The 19,101-nt window shown below is 52.7% G+C and carries 21 protein-coding genes; 13 read left to right on the plus strand and 8 right to left on the minus strand.

From position 1 onward, the window contains the following. Positions 1-28: 28 nt before the first annotated feature. Positions 29-1,138, minus strand: coding sequence for a maltose/maltodextrin ABC transporter ATP-binding protein MalK (gene malK / locus HV477_RS22735; RefSeq protein ID WP_000179176.1), 1,110 nt, complete (start codon positions 1,136-1,138; stop codon positions 29-31). 361 nt (positions 1,139-1,499) lie between these two features. On the opposite strand from malK, the gene malE reads away from it, so the two are divergent. The 3 genes from malE (at position 1,500) to malG (ending at position 5,271) form a co-directional block, all read left to right on the plus strand. After that, a complete protein-coding gene (gene malE / locus HV477_RS22740) occupies positions 1,500-2,690 on the plus strand; it encodes a maltose/maltodextrin ABC transporter substrate-binding protein MalE (protein WP_000695415.1) in 1,191 nt (396 codons plus the stop codon). Positions 2,691-2,821: 131 nt separating this feature from the next. Next, a complete protein-coding gene (gene malF, locus HV477_RS22745; RefSeq protein WP_000382565.1) occupies positions 2,822-4,366 on the plus strand; it encodes a maltose ABC transporter permease MalF in 1,545 nt (514 codons plus the stop codon). 14 nt (positions 4,367-4,380) lie between these two features. Further along, a complete protein-coding gene (malG, locus tag HV477_RS22750; protein WP_001252081.1) occupies positions 4,381-5,271 on the plus strand; it encodes a maltose ABC transporter permease MalG in 891 nt (296 codons plus the stop codon). Positions 5,272-5,435: 164 nt separating this feature from the next. Here the strand turns inward: malG and psiE are convergent, their stop codons facing one another. The 6 genes from psiE to pgi all read right to left on the minus strand — a co-directional run bounded on the left by psiE (position 5,436) and on the right by pgi (position 11,856). Continuing rightward, positions 5,436-5,846, minus strand: a complete 411-nt coding sequence (gene psiE, locus HV477_RS22755) for a phosphate-starvation-inducible protein PsiE (RefSeq protein WP_079899278.1) — start codon at positions 5,844-5,846, stop codon at positions 5,436-5,438. 142 nt (positions 5,847-5,988) lie between these two features. After that, complete coding sequence (locus HV477_RS22760) at positions 5,989-8,085, minus strand: YjbH domain-containing protein (protein ID WP_079899279.1); 2,097 nt, start codon at positions 8,083-8,085, stop codon at positions 5,989-5,991. Beyond that, positions 8,085-8,822 carry a capsule biosynthesis GfcC family protein gene (locus HV477_RS22765; protein ID WP_000977979.1) on the minus strand — a complete coding sequence of 246 codons (738 nt, stop codon included), beginning with the start codon at positions 8,820-8,822 and terminating at the stop codon, positions 8,085-8,087. Before HV477_RS22765 ends, HV477_RS22760 begins: the two co-directional genes overlap by 1 nt. After that, positions 8,819-9,457: a YjbF family lipoprotein gene (locus tag HV477_RS22770; protein WP_000824800.1), complete on the minus strand. Its 639-nt coding sequence runs from the start codon at positions 9,455-9,457 to the stop codon at positions 8,819-8,821. The genes HV477_RS22765 and HV477_RS22770 overlap by 4 nt, the downstream gene beginning before the upstream one ends. A gap of 63 nt (positions 9,458-9,520) precedes the next feature. Continuing rightward, positions 9,521-9,763: an exopolysaccharide production protein YjbE gene (gene yjbE, locus HV477_RS22775; RefSeq protein ID WP_001541297.1), complete on the minus strand. Its 243-nt coding sequence runs from the start codon at positions 9,761-9,763 to the stop codon at positions 9,521-9,523. A 443-nt stretch (positions 9,764-10,206) separates the two neighbouring features. Next, positions 10,207-11,856 carry a glucose-6-phosphate isomerase gene (gene pgi, locus HV477_RS22780; RefSeq protein WP_000790027.1) on the minus strand — a complete coding sequence of 550 codons (1,650 nt, stop codon included), beginning with the start codon at positions 11,854-11,856 and terminating at the stop codon, positions 10,207-10,209. Between the two features lie 344 nt (positions 11,857-12,200). On the opposite strand from pgi, the gene lysC reads away from it, so the two are divergent. Next, positions 12,201-13,550, plus strand: coding sequence for a lysine-sensitive aspartokinase 3 (gene lysC / locus HV477_RS22785; protein WP_000136394.1), 1,350 nt, complete (start codon positions 12,201-12,203; stop codon positions 13,548-13,550). 131 nt (positions 13,551-13,681) lie between these two features. Here lysC and HV477_RS22790 read toward each other — a convergent pair whose 3' ends face one another. After that, the gene (locus HV477_RS22790; RefSeq protein WP_000615248.1) at positions 13,682-14,029 is read right to left on the minus strand and encodes a Mor transcription activator family protein; all 348 of its coding nucleotides are present in this window, start codon (positions 14,027-14,029) and stop codon (positions 13,682-13,684) included. A 576-nt stretch (positions 14,030-14,605) separates the two neighbouring features. On the opposite strand from HV477_RS22790, the gene HV477_RS22795 reads away from it, so the two are divergent. From HV477_RS22795 to HV477_RS22835, 9 genes are all read left to right on the plus strand, one after another. Then, on the plus strand, positions 14,606-14,893 hold the full coding sequence (locus HV477_RS22795) for a putative holin (protein ID WP_001226439.1): 288 nt from the start codon (positions 14,606-14,608) through the stop codon (positions 14,891-14,893). A gap of 2 nt (positions 14,894-14,895) precedes the next feature. Beyond that, positions 14,896-15,501, plus strand: a complete 606-nt coding sequence (locus tag HV477_RS22800; RefSeq protein ID WP_001270437.1) for a lytic transglycosylase domain-containing protein — start codon at positions 14,896-14,898, stop codon at positions 15,499-15,501. Between the two features lie 12 nt (positions 15,502-15,513). Further along, positions 15,514-15,828 carry a membrane protein gene (locus tag HV477_RS22805; protein WP_000777266.1) on the plus strand — a complete coding sequence of 105 codons (315 nt, stop codon included), beginning with the start codon at positions 15,514-15,516 and terminating at the stop codon, positions 15,826-15,828. A 159-nt stretch (positions 15,829-15,987) separates the two neighbouring features. After that, positions 15,988-16,443 carry a Gp37 family protein gene (locus HV477_RS22810; RefSeq protein ID WP_077464477.1) on the plus strand — a complete coding sequence of 152 codons (456 nt, stop codon included), beginning with the start codon at positions 15,988-15,990 and terminating at the stop codon, positions 16,441-16,443. Further along, positions 16,440-16,637 (plus strand): hypothetical protein, encoded by a 198-nt coding sequence (locus HV477_RS22815; RefSeq protein WP_000875314.1) that lies wholly within the window; start codon positions 16,440-16,442, stop codon positions 16,635-16,637. Before HV477_RS22810 ends, HV477_RS22815 begins: the two co-directional genes overlap by 4 nt. Then, on the plus strand, positions 16,627-18,054 hold the full coding sequence (locus HV477_RS22820; RefSeq protein WP_079899280.1) for a phage tail sheath family protein: 1,428 nt from the start codon (positions 16,627-16,629) through the stop codon (positions 18,052-18,054). Before HV477_RS22815 ends, HV477_RS22820 begins: the two co-directional genes overlap by 11 nt. Beyond that, a complete protein-coding gene (locus HV477_RS22825; protein WP_000907494.1) occupies positions 18,054-18,578 on the plus strand; it encodes a phage major tail tube protein in 525 nt (174 codons plus the stop codon). Before HV477_RS22820 ends, HV477_RS22825 begins: the two co-directional genes overlap by 1 nt. A 51-nt stretch (positions 18,579-18,629) precedes the next feature. Beyond that, on the plus strand, positions 18,630-18,947 hold the full coding sequence (locus HV477_RS22830; RefSeq protein WP_079899281.1) for a phage tail assembly protein: 318 nt from the start codon (positions 18,630-18,632) through the stop codon (positions 18,945-18,947). Next, positions 18,907-19,035: a GpE family phage tail protein gene (locus HV477_RS22835; RefSeq protein ID WP_001185654.1), complete on the plus strand. Its 129-nt coding sequence runs from the start codon at positions 18,907-18,909 to the stop codon at positions 19,033-19,035. Before HV477_RS22830 ends, HV477_RS22835 begins: the two co-directional genes overlap by 41 nt. The last annotated feature ends 66 nt before the right edge of the window (positions 19,036-19,101 follow it).

A 19,101-nucleotide genomic window follows, 5' to 3' on the forward strand; every position in this document is an offset into this window, starting at 1 on the left:
TTTTGCGTTTCGTTTTTTTATGGAGGCCTTAAACACCCGGCTCTTGATGCAGACGACGACATGCGCTGCCATCCTCGCGGAACAGATGACAGCGCTCTGGCGGCAGGCCGATAGCGAATGTGGCGCCCTCTTCTACCAGCACCACGTCATTCTGGCGATAAACCAGGTTTTGACGGATGGCGGGGATCTGGATATGAATTTGTGTTTCATGACCAAGCTGCTCGACCACCTGGACTTCACCTTCCAGGGTGACATCAGCGATATCGCTCGGCAGCAGGTGTTCCGGCCGAATGCCTAAAGACATATTGGCGCCGACCTGCACGCCGCGACTTTCGACCGGCAGCCAGATTTGCTGGCGATTCGGCAGTTCGACCTGGACTTGTTCAATCGCGGTGGCGGTCACTTTCACCGGCAGGAAGTTCATCTTCGGCGAGCCGATGAAGCCCGCGACAAAGCGGTCCGCCGGATAGTGGTACAGCTCCAGCGGCTTACCGACCTGCGCGACGCGACCGGCGTCCAGCACCACGATTTTGTCGGCCAGCGTCATCGCTTCGACCTGATCGTGGGTGACGTAAATCATCGTGCGGCCCAGACGTTTATGCAGGCGAGAAATTTCAATACGCATCTGCACGCGCAGCGCGGCGTCCAGGTTAGAGAGCGGTTCATCCAGCAAAAACACACGCGGCTCCGCCACCAGCGTGCGGCCAATCGCTACGCGCTGACGCTGCCCGCCGGAAAGCGCTTTTGGCTTACGTTCCAGCAGATGCGCCAGTTGCAGCACTTCCGCCACCTGGTTGACGCGTTGATTCATTACCTCTTTTTTGGCGCCCGCCAGCTTGAGGCCGAAAGACATGTTTTCTGCAACGGAGAGATGGGGATAGAGCGCATAAGACTGGAATACCATGCCCACGCCGCGCTCGGCAGGCGGAATATCATTCATACGGGTTTCCCCGATAAACAGGTCGCCACTGGTGATGGTTTCAAGCCCGGCGATCATACGCAGCAAGGTCGATTTACCACAGCCTGACGGTCCGACAAACACCACGAACTCCCCGTCATGGATATCGAGGTTAATATCTTTCGATACCACCACGTCACCCCAGGCTTTCGTTACATTTCGTAGCTGTACGCTCGCCATGCCCTTCTCCCTTCGTTACAACCTGTCATTGACAGCAACATTCATGATGGCCTGACTATGCGCGATCCCTGACTGGGGTAAATCCTCCACCCCCCGGCTTTTTTATGGGGGAGGAGGCGGGAGGATGAGGACACAACGCCTGAGACCACGGGCGCGGACAGAAAAGGAATTTCGTGATGCCGCCCGCAAAAATCGGCGTGTTTTTGTGTGCGCCAGCACGCATTACTCACATTTATGCAACACAGATCACATAAAGCCGGGGTGGGGCGTAGGGGTAGGGAGGATGGAAAGAGGTTGTCGTATAAAGAAACTAGAGACCGTTAAACCACCTCTGTGTACATCACCAAAAAGGATGGGAGATATGAAGATTAAAACTGGCGTAGGCATCCTCGCATTATCCGCACTTACGACGATGATGATTTCCGCCCCGGCTCTCGCCAAAATTGAAGAAGGTAAACTGGTTATCTGGATCAACGGCGACAAGGGCTATAACGGTCTGGCCGAGGTCGGTAAAAAATTTGAGCAAGACACCGGCATTAAAGTGACCGTTGAGCACCCGGATAAGCTGGAAGAGAAATTCCCGCAGGTGGCAGCCACCGGCGACGGTCCTGACATTATCTTCTGGGCGCACGACCGTTTTGGCGGCTACGCGCAGTCTGGTCTGCTGGCGGAAGTTACTCCGGATAAAGCGTTTCAGGACAAACTCTATCCGTTTACCTGGGATGCGGTACGTTATAACGGCAAGCTGATCGCCTACCCCATCGCCGTTGAAGCCCTCTCCCTGATTTATAACAAAGACCTCGTCCCGAACCCGCCGAAAACCTGGGAAGAGATCCCAGCGCTGGATAAAGAGCTAAAAGCGAAAGGGAAGTCGGCGATAATGTTCAACCTGCAAGAGCCGTATTTCACCTGGCCTTTGATCGCCGCTGACGGCGGTTACGCGTTCAAATTTGAAAACGGCAAGTATGACGTGAAAGACGTTGGCGTCGACAACGCCGGCGCGAAAGCGGGCCTGACTTTCCTGATCGATATGATCAAGAACAAAAATATGAGCGCCGATACCGATTACTCCATCGCCGAAGCAGCCTTCAATAAAGGCGAAACGGCAATGACCATCAACGGTCCGTGGGCATGGTCGAACATCGACAAGAGCAAAGTCAACTACGGTGTCACCCTGCTGCCGACCTTCAAAGGTAAACCCTCGAAACCGTTCGTCGGCGTGCTGAGCGCGGGGATTAACGCTGCCAGCCCGAATAAAGAGCTGGCGAAAGAGTTCCTCGAAAACTACCTGCTGACCGATCAGGGTCTGGAGGCGGTGAACAAAGATAAACCGCTGGGCGCCGTGGCGCTGAAATCTTTCCAGGAGCAGTTAGCGAAAGACCCCCGTATCGCCGCCACCATGGATAACGCCCAGAAAGGCGAGATCATGCCGAATATTCCGCAGATGTCCGCCTTCTGGTATGCGGTACGTACGGCTGTGATCAACGCCGCCAGCGGCCGTCAAACCGTGGATGCCGCGCTGAAAGATGCACAAAGCCGTATCACTAAGTAATGCCGCGAGCCTGTGCCGGATGGCGGCATAAATACCTTATCCGGCCTACAACACACCGTAGGCCTGATAAGCGCAGCGCCATCAGGCACATCTCCGGCCAGGAAGTTTCAACGCTGTAGAGGAAAATCCCCATGGATGTCATTAAAAAGAAACACTGGTGGCAAAGTGACCAGCTTAAATGGTCAGTAATTGGTCTGCTGGGCCTGCTGGTGGGTTACCTTGTAGTTTTAATGTACGTACAAGGGGAGTATCTGTTCGCCATCATGACGCTGATTTTAAGCTCTGCTGGCCTGTATATTTTCGCAAATCGTAAAACCTATGCCTGGCGCTACGTTTACCCTGGCCTCGCCGGCATGGGGCTGTTTGTGCTATTCCCCCTGGTGTGCACCATCGCTATCGCCTTTACTAACTACAGCAGCACCAACCAGCTCACCTTTGAACGCGCCCAGCAAGTGCTGATGGACCGTTCTTATCAGGCAGGAAAAACCTATAACTTCGGTCTTTACCCGGCCGGCGACGAGTGGCAACTGGCCCTCACCGACGGAGAAACGGGCAAACATTACCTGTCTGACGCATTTTCCTTCGGCGGTGAACAAAAATTACAGCTGAAAGAGACCGATGCCCTGCCGGGCGGCGAACGCGCCAATCTGCGGATAATCACCCAGAACCGTCTGGCGCTGAACCAGATAACCGCCGTCCTGCCGGATGAAAGTAAAGTGATTATGAGCTCGCTGCGTCAGTTTTCCGGTACCCGTCCGCTGTACACACTGGCTGATGACGGCCTGCTTACCAATAACCAGAGCGGCGTAAAATACCGGCCAAATAACGATAGCGGTTATTATCAGTCGATCAACGCCGACGGAAGCTGGGGTGATGAAAAACTCAGTCCTGGTTATACCGTTACTATCGGCGCGAAAAACTTTACGCGCGTCTTTACAGACGAAGGGATCCAGAAGCCCTTTTTCGCTATCTTCGTCTGGACCGTGGTCTTTTCGGTCCTCACTGTGGTGTTAACCGTGGCGGTTGGGATGGTATTGGCCTGCCTCGTACAGTGGGAAGCGCTGAAAGGTAAAGCTATCTACCGCGTCCTGCTGATTCTGCCCTACGCCGTACCGTCGTTTATTTCAATTTTGATTTTCAAAGGGTTATTCAACCAAAGCTTTGGTGAAATCAATATGATGCTGAGCGCGCTGTTCGGCATTAAACCTGCCTGGTTCAGCGACCCCAACACCGCGCGGGCAATGGTGATTATCGTGAATACCTGGCTGGGCTATCCCTACATGATGATCCTGTGCATGGGACTGCTGAAAGCGATTCCGGATGACCTGTACGAAGCCTCCGCAATGGACGGCGCCGGTCCATTTCAGAATTTCTTTAAGATCACCTTACCGCTGCTGATTAAGCCGCTAACGCCGCTGATGATCGCCAGCTTCGCCTTTAACTTTAATAACTTTGTCCTGATTCAGTTATTGACCAACGGCGGGCCAGACCGTCTCGGCACCACCACGCCTGCCGGTTATACCGATCTACTTGTCAGCTACACCTACCGTATCGCCTTTGAAGGCGGCGGCGGTCAGGACTTCGGTCTGGCGGCGGCCATTGCCACGCTGATCTTCCTGCTGGTAGGCGCGCTGGCAATAGTGAACCTGAAAGCCACGCGTATGAAGTTTGATTAAGGGAGATAATAACAATGGCTATGGTCCAACCCAAATCTCAGAAACTGCGTCTCTTCATCACGCACCTGGGGCTGCTGATTTTCATCGCGGCGATCATGTTCCCGCTGCTGATGGTCATCGCTATCTCGCTACGTGAAGGGAACTTCGCCACCGGAAGCCTGATCCCGGATAAAATCTCCTGGGAACACTGGCGGCTGGCGCTGGGTTTCAGCGTGGAACATGCGGATGGTCGGGTAACGCCGCCGCCCTTCCCGGTACTGCTGTGGCTGTGGAACTCGGTGAAAATCGCCGGTATTACCGCCATCGGCATCGTGGCGCTCTCCACCACCTGCGCCTACGCTTTCGCACGAATGCGTTTTCCAGGTAAAGCAACACTGCTCAAAGGGATGCTGATTTTCCAGATGTTTCCGGCGGTTTTGTCTCTGGTAGCGCTGTATGCGTTATTTGATCGCCTGGGACAATACATTCCATTTATCGGTCTGAATACGCATGGCGGCGTGATCTTCGCCTATCTTGGCGGCATCGCGCTGCATGTCTGGACGATTAAAGGCTACTTCGAAACTATCGACAGTTCGCTGGAAGAGGCCGCCGCGCTGGATGGCGCAACCCCGTGGCAGGCGTTTCGCCTGGTGCTGCTGCCGCTTTCCGTACCGATTCTGGCGGTGGTGTTTATTCTGTCGTTCATCGCGGCGATTACCGAAGTTCCGGTCGCCTCGTTGTTACTGCGCGATGTGGACAGCTATACGCTGGCCGTGGGTATGCAGCAATATCTCAACCCGCAAAACTACCTGTGGGGCGACTTTGCCGCCGCCGCCGTCCTTTCCGCTATTCCTATCACCCTGGTGTTTCTGTTGGCGCAACGTTGGCTGGTCAACGGCCTGACGGCAGGGGGTGTGAAAGGTTAAGTTTTATCGAAGTACCTGCCCGGCAACGGGCAATGCCACTGCCCTCAACTTATGTTATCCCCACTTATGGTCGTATTTTGGCGCTCTTCGGAGCGCTTTTTTTATGCGTTATAGACAGCGGCTAATTTATTGCCACTGACCCGTCCGTTACGGTGTGGCGACGCCTATTCTCGCCGTAGTCGGTTCGAATTACATAACCACAACGTGATAACCAACAGGAGGATCGCCGCCGAATAGAGTAATACATCCATTGGCGTTTTATGATCGACAATGATCAGGCGCACAATCGCCGTAATCCCAATGTACACGAAATAGCGCAGCGGAAAGTGAAGGCCAGACTTAAAGTACTTCACAATCAGCGCAATAAATTCGAAATAAAGAAAGTAGATCACCAGCCCTTCCACCAGTTCATATTTGCTGGCTTGCTCAGGCGCGAATAATGCATCCGCCAGATGAACCGTCTCTTTACCGAGAAAAACGACCAGGATCAGACCGAGGGTAAGCAGCCCCAAATTTAGTACGTTTTGTAAAATCGTGGCGATAAACTCAAGATGTGAGCGCGATAATGGCATCATAACAGCCCCCTCTTTCTCTGCGGCGAGGTTTCTGTATAACGCACAAATGTGACGGGCATCTATATTTTTTATTTATGTTTATATTTTGTTCAATAAGATAATTTGCCGGATAGCGCCGTAAACGCCTTATCCGGCCTGAGTATTAACGGAAATTTACGCTCCTGTCACTGGTCATATCATACAGGCCAAACTTACGGCCAAGCTGTTGACCACCGTCACGCGTCAGCGGCGTCCAGCCAATTGCCGCACGACTTCGGGTTGGGCCGGACGAGAAGAGATCCAGCGGCACGGAAACATATACGCCTTTGGTAAATTCCCCTTCCCCATATTCATCCGGCGACGCATCGGTAATCGTCGCGTAACCGCCGACAACGACGCCGCTATCGAAGCGTTTGGCGATCTCCAGCGTACCGCCTTTATCGCCCGCCAGATACTGACCAACGCTGGCTTTCACCAGCACATCCTGGGCGAACGACGGCGTCCAGTATGCGGTCAAATGTCCGGTCTTCACGCTGTAATCGGTAAACTTCATCATATCCTGCGCGCTACGCCAGTCACGCTGTTTCACGTAGTTGGCATCCAGGCCAAACGCCCAATTGCTGTCTACCGGGCGATACAGGACTTCCGCCCCGGCACCGCCAAACATGGTCTCCAGATAACCACCGTAGACCTGCCCATAGAAACCATTGCCAAAATACTGGAAGTAGTTGGCCTGTAGGTTATTCACATAAACATCGTTCTGCACATACTCACGGACATGCGTACGCACCCGCGGCAGATGCGAGTCCTTCGGCGGATTGGTGTAGTTAAATTTGTCGTAGTTGTTGGCGATATTGGCAAACACGCTGCCCGTGGTGAGCAGATGATCCGTGACCCACAGATCCGCAGTTCCCATTACGCCCAACTGATACATATAGAAGTTTTCCGGGCCGCCTACCGACTGATTCAGCACGGGATCAAGATGAAAATCAACGCGCGACTTGTCGATATACCAACCCTGTTCAGTACTCTCTGGCACGATCGGCTCCACGCGTTTTTGCGCCAGCGGAGTTTCATGTCCCAGCGGTTCGCCTTCCAGATGGCGTTTCAGGCTGGCGACATCGGTTTCAGTGGTGGCCTGCGGCAGATTAAGGCGGTTTTCCGTCACGCGGATCGTGCGGATCCCCTCCGGCAGATCGTTCATGACGATTCGGTTAGCGCGCACGATCCCTTCACGGGAGTCGCGGTACTTCACCTGTTCGCCGGTAACGTACAGCGTATCGCCTTTGACCTGGATTTTCGGGTCCGCCAGACCGGCATTATATTTCAATAACGTTAATTGATTAGCCACTACCGAATGTTGCAGGATGGCATCCTGCGGCTGTGGTCGGTATTGCGGGCGTGAATTGTCATGATACGCGGGACGTAAATCGTTGAAATTGGTGCGCAGCGTAACGCCAAACATAAAGGTGTTGCCGCGCTCGTAGCTGAGGTTAACGTCGGCCCAATCGGTGACGCGGTAAATGGCGCCGACGTTAAACTTGCTCTTCTGTTCCAGTTTCCCCGCAAAATCCTGCTGATAGTTATTGCCTTCATACTCCAGCTTCAGGCGTAGCGGTTGCCACGGGGTCTGGTATTCCACGCCGCCAAACAGCGAGGCCGGGCCGTGAAACATATCGCTACCGTCGACGGAACCTGCCTCTTTATAACTGTTATCACGCGAACAGAATTTATCACTATACGAACAGAAAGGATTAGACACATTGCCGCTGGTGCCAAGATAGCCCCAGCCGAGACCTAATGAAAAATCAAACGGCCCCCAGGCCTTACTCGCTACAATATATTCCGCATCAAACAGCCCCGTCCCGCCGATATCGCGCGCGCCAACCGCCACCTGCGGCATCCAGTAACTCTCTTCCCACAACCGCAGTTTCACATCAAACGCTTTATCTTTGTAAGTCTGGTCGCCGGAGAATGATTCCACGCTGCTGTACTTTTTCGTACGGACATCGGTATAGCGCAACGTGGTTTCCAGCCACGGGAAAAGCTGAACCGAAGCCGAGTAGTAGCGGTACTGATCGTTATCGCGATAGTTCAGGCTCATCTCCCCTTCACGCGCCATACGCGCTGTCGGCGTTTGCAGCAGGCCCACGCCGCCAAAGTCAGATTGTGAAGGCCCAACAGGGGCTGGATATGTTTCGGCATGGCAGGCCGCGCTAATACCCAGCGCCAGCACGCTGAGCAGATGTGTTTTTTTCATTATTCCGGTATCCGCTGCGTCAGGGTATGAAGAATGTCGGCATTTATCGCCTCCGGCGTGCCGCGCCAAAGGGAATCGGCAAAACCGACAAAAATAATGCTGCCGGGCATCGGCTCGATATGACGTTTATTCCAGTAAGCCACCGGCGCTTTTTGGCTGCGTCCATCAGGGTAAACCACCCAGGCATAGCTACGATCCGCGCCGCTGAGTAAGCGCTGATCCTCGAGATAACTGGCGACGTCCCGCCCAGGGACGAACGGCTGGCTGCCCGGCTGGCTAATCAAGCCAAAGAGCGTCACCTGCGTGGGTTGCGGTCCGACCCAGAGCATGTAGTGACCTTGCAGCGGCGGGTTACCTCGTTCGCTCACCCGAACCACGTCAGGATCAAGATTCACGAATTGTCTGCCCGTCACCTTCACCGCCTGAATCTGTCGGCGCAGTGTGTTTATCGCCGCCGCAGCATCGCCGTCTTCCTCAGCGCTGAGCACCGCCAGCCGCCCGAGAAGTTCCTGTTGCTGCTGACGCGCCGTCACGGTCGCCTGTTCTTCGCCTATCACCGCCGCAGGCCACCAGCTCGTTGCCAGGCGCGGCTGTCCGACTAAATCGAGCAGACGCTCAGCGTCTGTCAGCGTTTTAGGCTCGCTATTACCCTGGGTAAAAACGGTAACAGTGCCGCTGGCAAAGGCGGATGACGCGACAAAGGCCAGCGCCAGCGCGCTTATCGTCCTTTTCATCATGATTTTGCCGCCTTAATCAGCGTGGTTTTCACCGGAAAGTAATTCGCGCCCAGATACTGTTCCGTCTGGCGAATTTGGCCTTCGCTATCAACCCAGTAGCGATTACGCCAGCGCGTTTGATCGGTCGTCACTTCTTCATCTAACACCCGCACGGCGGTTTCCTCACTGCCGACGTTCACTCTATCGGTCCCTCGCCATGTAAAAACGGAACGGGCGGTGGCGTAACGCACCTGGCGATGTTCGGTCCAGCCCAGGGTGCGAGTCCAGGTCGCGCCATCGATAATCTGTCCTGGTTTCGCCAGCGGGTCGGTCGCCAGATTATTCACATCGATCAGGTTGTCGCCGCCGAGCAGAGTTTTGACCAGACGGCCATGCTGCGTCACGATCGTCGCGCCATCCTGCGTCACCCATTTCTGCTGCCCGTTTTCCGAGAAAGCGAGCACCACAAACAGTTGAGGACCGCCGTTAAGCTGCATGTACTGGCTGGCATAAGGCATGTTTTGAATATCGTCATCCGTTAGCTGTACGCCTGGCGTACCGAACAAACTGTCCCACAGTGAATCGCCCAGGCCTTTGGTGGTGGCCGAACACGCCTGTAATAGCAGGCAAATCAGGATAAGTGCGAGTCGCTTCACGACGCTTCTCCAGAGGGGCAAAATAACCACACCGGAGTGTGGTTATGGTTAAACGTACCGATACTACTGGGTACTGGTGGTCGTGGTGGTCGTGGTTCCGGTATTGGAACCATCGCCGCCGCCGGTTGCCGCTAACGCGACGCCCACCGCCGAACTTACGGTGCTAACGCTGGTAGCGGAGGAGCTTCCCGCCGATACCGACGTCGCTGCCGACCCTGCCGCTTCACCCACCTGAACGGGGGCTGCCGAGACAGATGTCGCCGCAAGCGCGGTTATGGCAAAAATGCCATACAGTACTTTTTTCATCATAATTTCCCTTCATTGAATGAATGGAGATTTACCCAAAAGAATTTCGGGCGCTACCGAGTATACACAACCAAAGCAGGCGAATTATGTCCGGGAGAAATAACAGCGAAGTTTTAGGATAATTAAACTTTAAAGAAACAACACATCCTCTATTTAATTAATAATTAAATTAAATCAATAAGTTATAATTACATAAAAACACAAAGACATCCGTATAATCTGAAAATAACGCAGAGTGATTTTCTGGTTATTGCTTATTTTAAGATTAAGCTCAATATAAAATTGTGGGGATAAAGACGGACAAGCGGAATTATCTTATAAAAAAAGCCGATGTGAATATCGGCCTTTTTATTATCTTATTCTCTTTTTGCCGGATGGCGGCGAAACGCCTTACCCGGCCTACAGACGCTATGCATTACGTAGACCGGATAAGCGCAGCGCCATCAGGCGCGCCAGGCTTTATAACGGTTAATCAGACCGTTAGTAGAGCTATCATGGGACGAAATAGCTTTATCATCGCCCAGCTCCGGCAGAATACGGTTAGCCAACTGTTTACCCAACTCAACGCCCCACTGGTCGAAAGTAAAGATGTTCAGGATGGCGCCCTGCGTAAAGATTTTATGCTCATACAGCGCAATCAGCGCGCCCAGGCTGAACGGCGTAATTTCGCGCAGCAGGATAGAGTTGGTCGGGCGGTTGCCTTCAAACACTTTGAATGGCACAACGTGTTCGAGCTGCGCCGGATCTTTACCCTGATCGCGATATTCCTGCTCAACCACCTCGCGGGATTTACCAAACGCCAGCGCTTCGGTCTGCGCGAAGAAGTTAGACAGCAGCTTCTGATGATGATCGGATAGCGGGTTATGGGTGATAGCCGGGGCGATAAAATCACACGGCACCATTTTAGTACCCTGGTGAATCAATTGATAAAACGCGTGCTGACCGTTGGTGCCTGGTTCGCCCCAGATAATTGGGCCTGTCTGGTAATCCACGGCGTTGCCGTTACGGTCAACGTATTTACCGTTGGATTCCATGTTACCCTGCTGGAAGTAGGCGGCGAAACGGTGCATATACTGGTCGTACGGCAGAATGGCTTCGGTTTCCGCGCCGAAGAAATTGTTGTACCAGATGCCAATCAACGCCAGCAGAATGGGTAGGTTTTTCTCCGCCGGAGTGGTGGAGAAATGCTTGTCCATCGCGTGCGCGCCGGAAAGCAGCTCGACAAAGTTGTCGAAACCGACGGACAGAATAATGGACAGCCCGATGGCAGACCACAGCGAGTAACGACCACCGACCCAGTCCCAGAACTCGAACATATTGGCCGTGTCGATACCAAATTCGCCGACCGCTTTGGCGTTGGTGGAGAGCGCAGCAAAGTGTTTCGCCACGTGTTTTTCATCGCCTGCAGTTTTCAGGAACCAGTCGCGCGCGCTGTGGGCGTTGGTCATGGTTTCCTGGGTGGTGAAAGTTTTAGAAGCGACCAGAAACAGCGTGGTTTCAGGGTTCACTTTCTTCAGCACTTCAGCGATGTGGGTGCCATCGACGTTAGAGACGAAGTGCATGTTCAGATGGTTTTTATACGGACGCAGCGCTTCGGTCACCATGAACGGGCCGAGGTCGGAACCGCCGATACCGATGTTCACCACGTCGGTGATGGCCTTACCGGTGTAGCCTTTCCACTGACCGGAGATAATCGCTTGCGAGAAAGTTTTCATCTTCTCAAGCACGGCGTTCACTTCCGGCATCACATCTTTGCCGTCCACGATGATCGGCGTATTGCTACGGTTACGCAGCGCCACGTGCAGCACGGCGCGGTCTTCGGTGCGGTTAATCTTCTCGCCGGAGAACATGGATTTAATCGCGCCGGCCAGATCGGTCTCTTTCGCCAGATCCTGTAATTTTGCCAGCGTCTCTTCGGTGATGCGGTTTTTGGAGAAATCCACCAGCATCAGATCGTCAAACGTCGCGGAAAATTTAGCGAAACGGTCGCTATCGTTCGCGAAAAGCTCAGCGATCGTAACGTCTTTCATTTCATCGTAGTGTTTCTGGAGCGCCTGCCAGGCAGAAGTCTGCGTTGGATTGATGTTTTTCATTAGCAATACTCTTCTGATTTGAGAATTGTGACTGGGATCGATTGTAACGCCAGTCACAGAAAAGTGTGATTGTTTTAGTGCCGTTGCCCCAGGCACTGTCGAATGAGGATAAAAAGTATATACCCTAAATAATTCGAGGTGCAGAAAGGCGGCAAATGGGTATCGGGGTTATAAGCGCTGTTACTGAGCCTAAACTCAGCATAAAAAATCCGCATAATCCCAACGTTGACAGTCCAGGCCACAACTTTTATTTATAAATACGTTACTTGCATTTGCGCCTGCACCGGTTTCTGTTCTGCCCTTGTGCCATGGTCGCGTTTTTCATTTCCTGACACGAGGTTGATATGACAGAGATCGTTGTTTCCAAATTTGGCGGTACCAGCGTCGCTGATTTTGACGCCATGAACCGTAGCGCGGATATCGTACTTTCCGACGCCAATGTTCGTTTAGTCGTGCTTTCCGCGTCTGCCGGCATCACTAATCTGCTGGTGGCGCTGGCCGAAGGGATGGAGCCTGGCGAACGTTTCGCTACGCTCGACGCCATCCGTAAAATCCAGTTCGATATCCTTGATCGTCTGCGTCATCCAAATGTCATTCGCGAAGAGATTGAACGCCTGCTGGAAAACATCACTATTCTGGCGGAGGCGGCATCGCTGGCGACATCGGCAGCCCTGACCGATGAACTGGTCAGCCACGGCGAGCTGATGTCTACCCTGCTATTTGTTGAGATCCTGCGTGAACGCGACGTACAGGCCCACTGGTTCGACGTGCGCAAAGTGATGCGTACCAGCGATCGCTTTGGCCGTGCGGAACCGGACGTCGCAGCGCTTGCGGAACTGGCCGCGCAGCAGTTGCTCCCGCGCCTGAGCGAAACGTTGGTCATTACTCAGGGTTTTATCGGCAGTGAAAGCAAAGGCCGCACCACGACATTAGGCCGCGGCGGCAGCGACTATACGGCAGCGTTGCTGGCTGAAGCGCTCCACGCCGCGCGGGTTGATATCTGGACAGATGTGCCCGGTATTTACACCACCGACCCGCGCGTAGTGCCCGTCGCGCAGCGAATTGATGAAATCGACTTTGAAGAAGCGGCGGAGATGGCAACCTTCGGCGCAAAAGTACTGCATCCAGCCACCTTACTCCCGGCCGTGCGCAGCGATATCCCGGTCTTCGTTGGCTCCAGTAAAGATCCGCAAGCGGGCGGTACGCTGGTGTGCAATAAAACCCAAAACCCGCCGCTGTTCCGCGCGCTGGCGCTGCGCCGCAATCAAACGCTATTGACGCTGCACAGCCTGAATATGCTGCACTCACGAGGTTTCCTGGCAGAGGTGTTCGGCATTCTGGCGCGGCATAATATTTCGGTAGATCTGATTACCACTTCTGAGGTGAGCGTCGCGCTGACGCTGGATACTACCGGCTCCACCTCCACGGGCGATACGTTACTGACCCAATCCTTATTGATGGAGCTTTCCGCGCTGTGTCGGGTCGAAGTTGAAGAAGGACTGGCGCTGGTCGCGCTGATTGGCAACAACCTGTCAAAAGCCTGCGGTGTTGGTAAAGAAGTGTTTGGCGTCCTGGAACCGTTCAACATTCGCATGATTTGTTACGGCGCCTCCAGCCACAATCTGTGCTTCCTCGTGCCGGGAGACGATGCCGAGAAAGTGGTGCAAAAGCTACATCAGAACTTATTTGAATAATCGCCCTGACACGGCAGCGGGTGAGCGCTATCAGCGCAATACGCTGCCGGATGGCGACGCAAGCGCCTTATCCGGCCTGTCGCAGCTCCCGGCGTATAGCGCTTGTCGCTATACGCCATACCCGATATCACTTACAGCATACGCCGCTGGTGCTGTTTTTCCGTGTGGACCCGCTTAACGATTTTATAGATCCACTGCAGTGTTAAATTGTACTTTTTGGCCAGCTCCGCATAATTACGCCCATCGCACTCGCTGTAAATCTGATAATCCCGTTCCGAGGCCCGGCCAGAGATACCTTTGGGGAAATAAATGCTTTGCCCGCCCCAGTTGCGCATCATTCTGTCAGCAATTGCCTGACCGGCATTTTCGGCTGACGCGCTATCAATATTCATGCTTTCAATAAGCACCTGCGACGCATGAAACGCCAGATCGTTAATAATCTCCGGAAGCCGAACCATTTCTTTTGATTTCTGAATCATATTTTATCTCCATATCCAGCACCATGCTCCCCGTGACGGCACCAAAAAGGGAAGCGTAAAAAACGGTGCAATAACTACCTATCAATACATTCAAAATATATATAAATATTTACTATCAACGGCATTTAATTATAAATTAAAAGAATGTATATATTGCTTTCAATTTATAATATGTATTTATTTTATAGGTGAAGTAAGCCTTCACTGATGTCATCATTTTACACAATACTGTATGTATATACAGTTAATTTTTTGCATTTTTTTCTGCGTTCGATCAAAAAGATCGCTTTCCTCACGATCGCGTGAATTTTTAAACTGACTTTAAAAATCAATAAGATAATTTTAATCAAAGATTATTATGACGCAGCAATACCGCCATCGTAGCCTGTCACAGACACATACTGACTCTCCGCAGGCAACCTCTACCCACTGCCTCGAAGGCTTTATTTATTCGTTTATTTGTTGGCATTTGACACCATGCGCTAAACATTTTTTAAAGTTATTTATTAAAGCCCTTTTCGTTCTTCCACTATGGGGAAAAGCGATACTTCTCTCTCAATTATCAGGAGATAGAGTATGCGAAAAATTATTGTTCCCCGACTTTCCGGCTGGCTGATTGCCTCTGTCGTACTGTTTGCGCTTATCGGCTGGACATCATCAGCGCAAATTCCGGTCGTCATCTATAAACTCAGCCTGGTTTCGTTATCAGCGGTGCTGGGTTACTGGCTCGACCGTAGTCTTTTCCCCTGGGCACGTCCCGACTCCTTTTGCCCCTGGGAAGAATCGCTGTGCTGCGCCGCGGCGATGATTCGTCGCGCGATCATCGTTGCGGCAATTTGCCTTGCCGTCGCGCTGGGGCTGTAACGATGCGTTATCAATACGTATGCCTGGTCTGCGCTATGACTTTCTTGTCTGCCGACGCTGCCGAACCGCCGCGCGCTTCTCTGCAATGGCGCAACGAAGTGATTCGTACCGCGCGCGAAATCTGGGGGCTTAACGCCCCCGTTGCTGATTTTGCCGGGCAACTACATCAGGAATCCGGCTGGGCGCCTGACGCGCTTTCTCCGGCTGGCGCGCAGGGTATGGCGCAATTTATGCCCGCAACGGCAAAATGGGTAAGCCAGTTGTACCCAGCGCTTCGCGAGAACAAGCCGTTTAATCCCGCCTGGGCGATACGCGCGCTGGTACAGTATGACCGCCAGTTGTGGAAAAGCGTGTTAGCAAAAAATAGCTGCCAGCGAATGGCTTTCACTCTGAGCGCCTATAACGGCGGGCAAGGCTGGGTGAACAGAGATAAAAAGCTGGCCGCCGCAAAGGGGTTGGATGCATCCATCTGGTTTGAACATGTAGAACGCGTTAACGCCGGGCGCAGCGCCGCGAACTGGCGCGAGAATCGTCACTATCCCAAAGCGATTTTATACCAACATGCTCCCCGTTATTTGCAATGGGGGCAGGCTAGCTGCATTCATTAATCAGAGGGAGTAATGAAACTCAGTATCGATTTTTGGGAAGTCATCTCCCTCTTACTTTCGTTTGTTGGATTAATGTTTGCTGCCGGTAAATTGCTGCTGGCGCAAATTGAAAAACGGCTGAATGAACGTTTTGAAGCACTGGAAGCTGCCCGGCGCGAATCAGAAGCGGGCTGGTCCAGGCTGGAGAGAGAATTTCTGGAATTTCGCGCCGATTTACCGCTGCATTATGTCCGCCGCGAGGATTATCTTCGCGGCCAGGCCGTTCTGGAAGCAAAACTGGATGCGCTATATAGCAAAATAGAACTGATTCAACGAGGTAACCATTAAACAAATCCCCGTCGTTTATACGCCGGGGATTTTTTATTTGTTTTAACTTTTTTCTCTAAAGGAGATTAAAAGACGCCTGATGCCTGATACATCAAAATACGTCTGAACGATAACGAAGAGAGAATATTATCTCTCCCGGTAAATCAAGGAAAACCGTATATGGAAACATTATCTGTTATACATACCGTGGCGAATAGACTACGTGAATTAAACCCTGATATGGATATACATATTTCATCAACCGATGCGAAAGTATATATCCCAACAGGACAGCAGGTAACGGTATTAATTCACTACTGCGGTTCGGTTTTTGCCGAACCAGAAAATACGGATGCCACGGTACAAAAACAACTAATCCGGATTTCCGCCACCGTTATTGTTCCGCAAATAAGTGACGCGATAAACGCGCTGGATCGTCTACGTCGCTCGTTGGGGGGCATTGAACTTCCCGACTGTGATCGTCCGCTCTGGCTGGAAAGCGAAAAATATATCGGCGACGCCGCAAACTTCTGCCGTTACGCCCTGGATATGACCGCCAGCACCCTGTTTATCGCGGAACAGGAAGGCAAGGACTCCCCCCTGCTGACAATCGTTAATTATGAGGAAATTCAATGAAATATATCTACAGTGGCCCGGCAAGCGGCGTCACGCTCGCCGACGGTCAGGAAGTCTTACTGTGGCCCAATAGCGAAATCTCGCTGCCGGAAGATAACGAGTGGGTAATCACCATGATTGCCCGCCGTCACCTGGTGCCAGTGGTTACGCAAGAAGTAGAAACTAATGAAGAGGAAATTGTCCATGGCAGCTAATTACCTGCACGGTGTAGAGACCATTGAGATCGAAACCGGCCCACGTCCGGTTAAGGCGGTTAAATCTGCGGTTATTGGTCTGATCGGCACCGCGCCATGCGGCCCGGTTAACCAGCCAACGCTGTGCCTTTCTGAAAGCGACGCGGCGCAGTTTGGCCCAGGTCTGGCGAATTTCACCATCCCGCAGGCGCTGAAGGCGATCTACGATCACGGCGCAGGAACGGTCGTGGTGATTAACGTGCTGAATCCGGCGGTACACAAAAGTACCATTCCCAATGAAGTCGTGAAGGTTGATGACAACGGTCTGATTCAACTCAAGCATGGGGCCGTACAAACGATGAGCATTGGCCGCAACACGAGCGCCGGAAACGCTTATGTCAAAGGCACCGATTACACCATTGATATGCTGACCGGTAAAATCACCTGTATGGGGAACAACCTGAAACCCGGCGTTCAGGCCTATGTAAATTATACTTACGCGGACCCCACTAAAGTGGTCGCTGCCGATATCGTTGGCGAGGTAAACACCGCGGGCGATCGTACCGGCATGAAGCTGTTACAGGACACCTGGAACCAGTTTGGCTTTTACGCAAAGATCCTAATTGCGCCGGTCTTTTGTACGCAAAACTCGGTCGCCGTTAAGCTTATCGCTCAGGCGGAAGCGCTGGGGGCCATCACCTACATTGATGCGCCCATCGGCACGACTTTCCAGCAGGTACTGGCAGGACGTGGCCCGCGAGGTTCGATTAACTTCAACACCAGTTCCGATCGCGTACGTCTTTGCTATCCGCACGTCAAAGTTTACGACAGCGCGACGGACAGCGAAGTCCTGGAACCGCTCTCCTCCCGCGCCGCTGGCCTGCGTGCCAAAGTGGATCTGGAAAAAGGCTTCTGGTGGAGCAACTCCAATCAGGAAATTCAGGGCATTACCGGCGTAGAGCGCTCGCTGTCAGCGATGATCGACGATCCGCAAAGCGAAGTGAATCAACTGAATGAAAACGGCATCACCACCATCTTCAACAGCTATGGCTCCGGTTTGCGCCTGTGGGGCAACCGTACCGCCGCCTGGCCGACGGTTACTCATATGCGTAACTTTGAGAACGTGCGCCGTACCGGCGATGTAATCAACGAATCGATTCGTTATTTCAGCCAGCAGTATATGGATATGCCGATAAACCAGGCGCTGATCGACGCGCTGACCGAATCGGTGAACACCTGGGGCCGCAAGCTGATTGCCGACGGCGCGTTGTTGGGCTTTGAATGCTGGTACGACCCGGCGCGTAACGAACAGACTGAACTGGCAGCCGGGCATCTGTTGCTGAGCTACAAATTCACCCCGCCGCCGCCACTGGAACGTCTGACGTTTGAAACCGAAATTACCTCTGAATATTTAGTTTCTCTGGAGAGCAATCGCTAATGGCTGGAAAAATTCAAATTAACCGTATTACCAACGCCAATATTTATCTCGATGGTAATAATCTTTTAGGTCGCGCGAGTGAAATTAAACTGCCTGATATCAGCATGATTATGCAGGAGCATAAAGCGCTGGGGATGGTCGGTAAAATTGAACTGCCTGCCGGTTTTGACAAACTGGAAGGTGAAATTAAATGGAACTCGTTTTACCACGACGTCATGCGTAAAACGGCAAATCCGTGGCAGGCGGTGGCATTGCAGTGCCGCTCCAGCATCGATTGTTATAACTCGCAGGGTAAAGCGGATCAGTTAGCGCTGGTGACGCATATGACCGTAATGTTTAAAAAGAACCCGCTGGGAACGTTTAAACAGAATGAAAACCCGGAATTTAGCAGCGCCTTCGGCTGCACTTATATTAAACAGGTGGTTGACGGTGAAACGCTTCTTGAACTGGATTATCTGGCGAATATTTTCCGCGTAAATGGCGCGGATCAATTAAATGCCTACCGCAATAATATTGGCGGTTAATTACTTCGGGGCTACGGCCCCGAATTTAACACGACGAATAAGGACTACACCATGAACGAAAAATATACCCTGAAATTCCCGTTTACCTCCGCCACCGGGGAACGTATCGACGTTCTGCAATTACGTCGCCTGAAGGTAAAAGATATGCGCGCCGCGCGCCGCGCCAGCGATAAACCGGAAGAGTGGGATGAGCCGCTGATGGCGGCTATGACCGGGCTGGTAGCCGAAGATCTGGCGGAAATGGATCTGCTGGACTATCAGGCATTGCAGAAACGATTTCAGGCCATGCTTAGCATGGCTACAGAACCCACAGCAACTGTGGCAGGCAATGGCGCTGCTGGCGAGGTGGTTTCGCTTTCCGCCCAGTGAAATTGACGCGCTGTCGGTTGACGATTTTACCTGCTGGCTGGACGAAGCCAGCGCGCAAATTAAACACGAATACGACTCGCAGGCTTAATGCCTGCGGGTTTCCTGACCCAAGCCCGGTTCACTCCTTCCCTGTCCTTTTTCCGGCAAGCAGCCT

It is taken from the genome of Salmonella sp. SG203 (assembly GCF_013350575.1).
Lineage (GTDB): Bacteria > Pseudomonadota > Gammaproteobacteria > Enterobacterales > Enterobacteriaceae > Salmonella > Salmonella enterica.

Excerpts from the sequence above, each read along its gene's own strand:
- malE (WP_000695415.1), top strand. The coding sequence starts at position 1,500 with ATGAAGATTAAAACTGGCGTAGGCATCCTCGCATTATCCGCACTTACG.
- HV477_RS22810 (WP_077464477.1), top strand. The coding sequence starts at position 15,988 with ATGGAAACATTATCTGTTATACATACCGTGGCGAATAGACTACGTGAA.
- HV477_RS22825 (WP_000907494.1), top strand. The coding sequence starts at position 18,054 with ATGGCTGGAAAAATTCAAATTAACCGTATTACCAACGCCAATATTTAT.
- HV477_RS22820 (WP_079899280.1), top strand. The coding sequence starts at position 16,627 with ATGGCAGCTAATTACCTGCACGGTGTAGAGACCATTGAGATCGAAACC.
- HV477_RS22830 (WP_079899281.1), top strand. The coding sequence starts at position 18,630 with ATGAACGAAAAATATACCCTGAAATTCCCGTTTACCTCCGCCACCGGG.
- HV477_RS22835 (WP_001185654.1), top strand. The coding sequence starts at position 18,907 with ATGGCGCTGCTGGCGAGGTGGTTTCGCTTTCCGCCCAGTGAAATTGAC.
- psiE (WP_079899278.1), bottom strand. The coding sequence starts at position 5,846 with ATGATGCCATTATCGCGCTCACATCTTGAGTTTATCGCCACGATTTTA.
- pgi (WP_000790027.1), bottom strand. The coding sequence starts at position 11,856 with ATGAAAAACATCAATCCAACGCAGACTTCTGCCTGGCAGGCGCTCCAG.
- malG (WP_001252081.1), top strand. The coding sequence starts at position 4,381 with ATGGCTATGGTCCAACCCAAATCTCAGAAACTGCGTCTCTTCATCACG.
- HV477_RS22790 (WP_000615248.1), bottom strand. The coding sequence starts at position 14,029 with ATGATTCAGAAATCAAAAGAAATGGTTCGGCTTCCGGAGATTATTAAC.
- yjbE (WP_001541297.1), bottom strand. The coding sequence starts at position 9,763 with ATGAAAAAAGTACTGTATGGCATTTTTGCCATAACCGCGCTTGCGGCG.
- HV477_RS22815 (WP_000875314.1), top strand. The coding sequence starts at position 16,440 with ATGAAATATATCTACAGTGGCCCGGCAAGCGGCGTCACGCTCGCCGAC.
- lysC (WP_000136394.1), top strand. The coding sequence starts at position 12,201 with ATGACAGAGATCGTTGTTTCCAAATTTGGCGGTACCAGCGTCGCTGAT.
- malF (WP_000382565.1), top strand. The coding sequence starts at position 2,822 with ATGGATGTCATTAAAAAGAAACACTGGTGGCAAAGTGACCAGCTTAAA.
- HV477_RS22795 (WP_001226439.1), top strand. The coding sequence starts at position 14,606 with ATGCGAAAAATTATTGTTCCCCGACTTTCCGGCTGGCTGATTGCCTCT.
- HV477_RS22760 (WP_079899279.1), bottom strand. The coding sequence starts at position 8,085 with ATGAAAAAAACACATCTGCTCAGCGTGCTGGCGCTGGGTATTAGCGCG.
- HV477_RS22765 (WP_000977979.1), bottom strand. The coding sequence starts at position 8,822 with ATGATGAAAAGGACGATAAGCGCGCTGGCGCTGGCCTTTGTCGCGTCA.
- HV477_RS22800 (WP_001270437.1), top strand. The coding sequence starts at position 14,896 with ATGCGTTATCAATACGTATGCCTGGTCTGCGCTATGACTTTCTTGTCT.
- malK (WP_000179176.1), bottom strand. The coding sequence starts at position 1,138 with ATGGCGAGCGTACAGCTACGAAATGTAACGAAAGCCTGGGGTGACGTG.
- HV477_RS22805 (WP_000777266.1), top strand. The coding sequence starts at position 15,514 with ATGAAACTCAGTATCGATTTTTGGGAAGTCATCTCCCTCTTACTTTCG.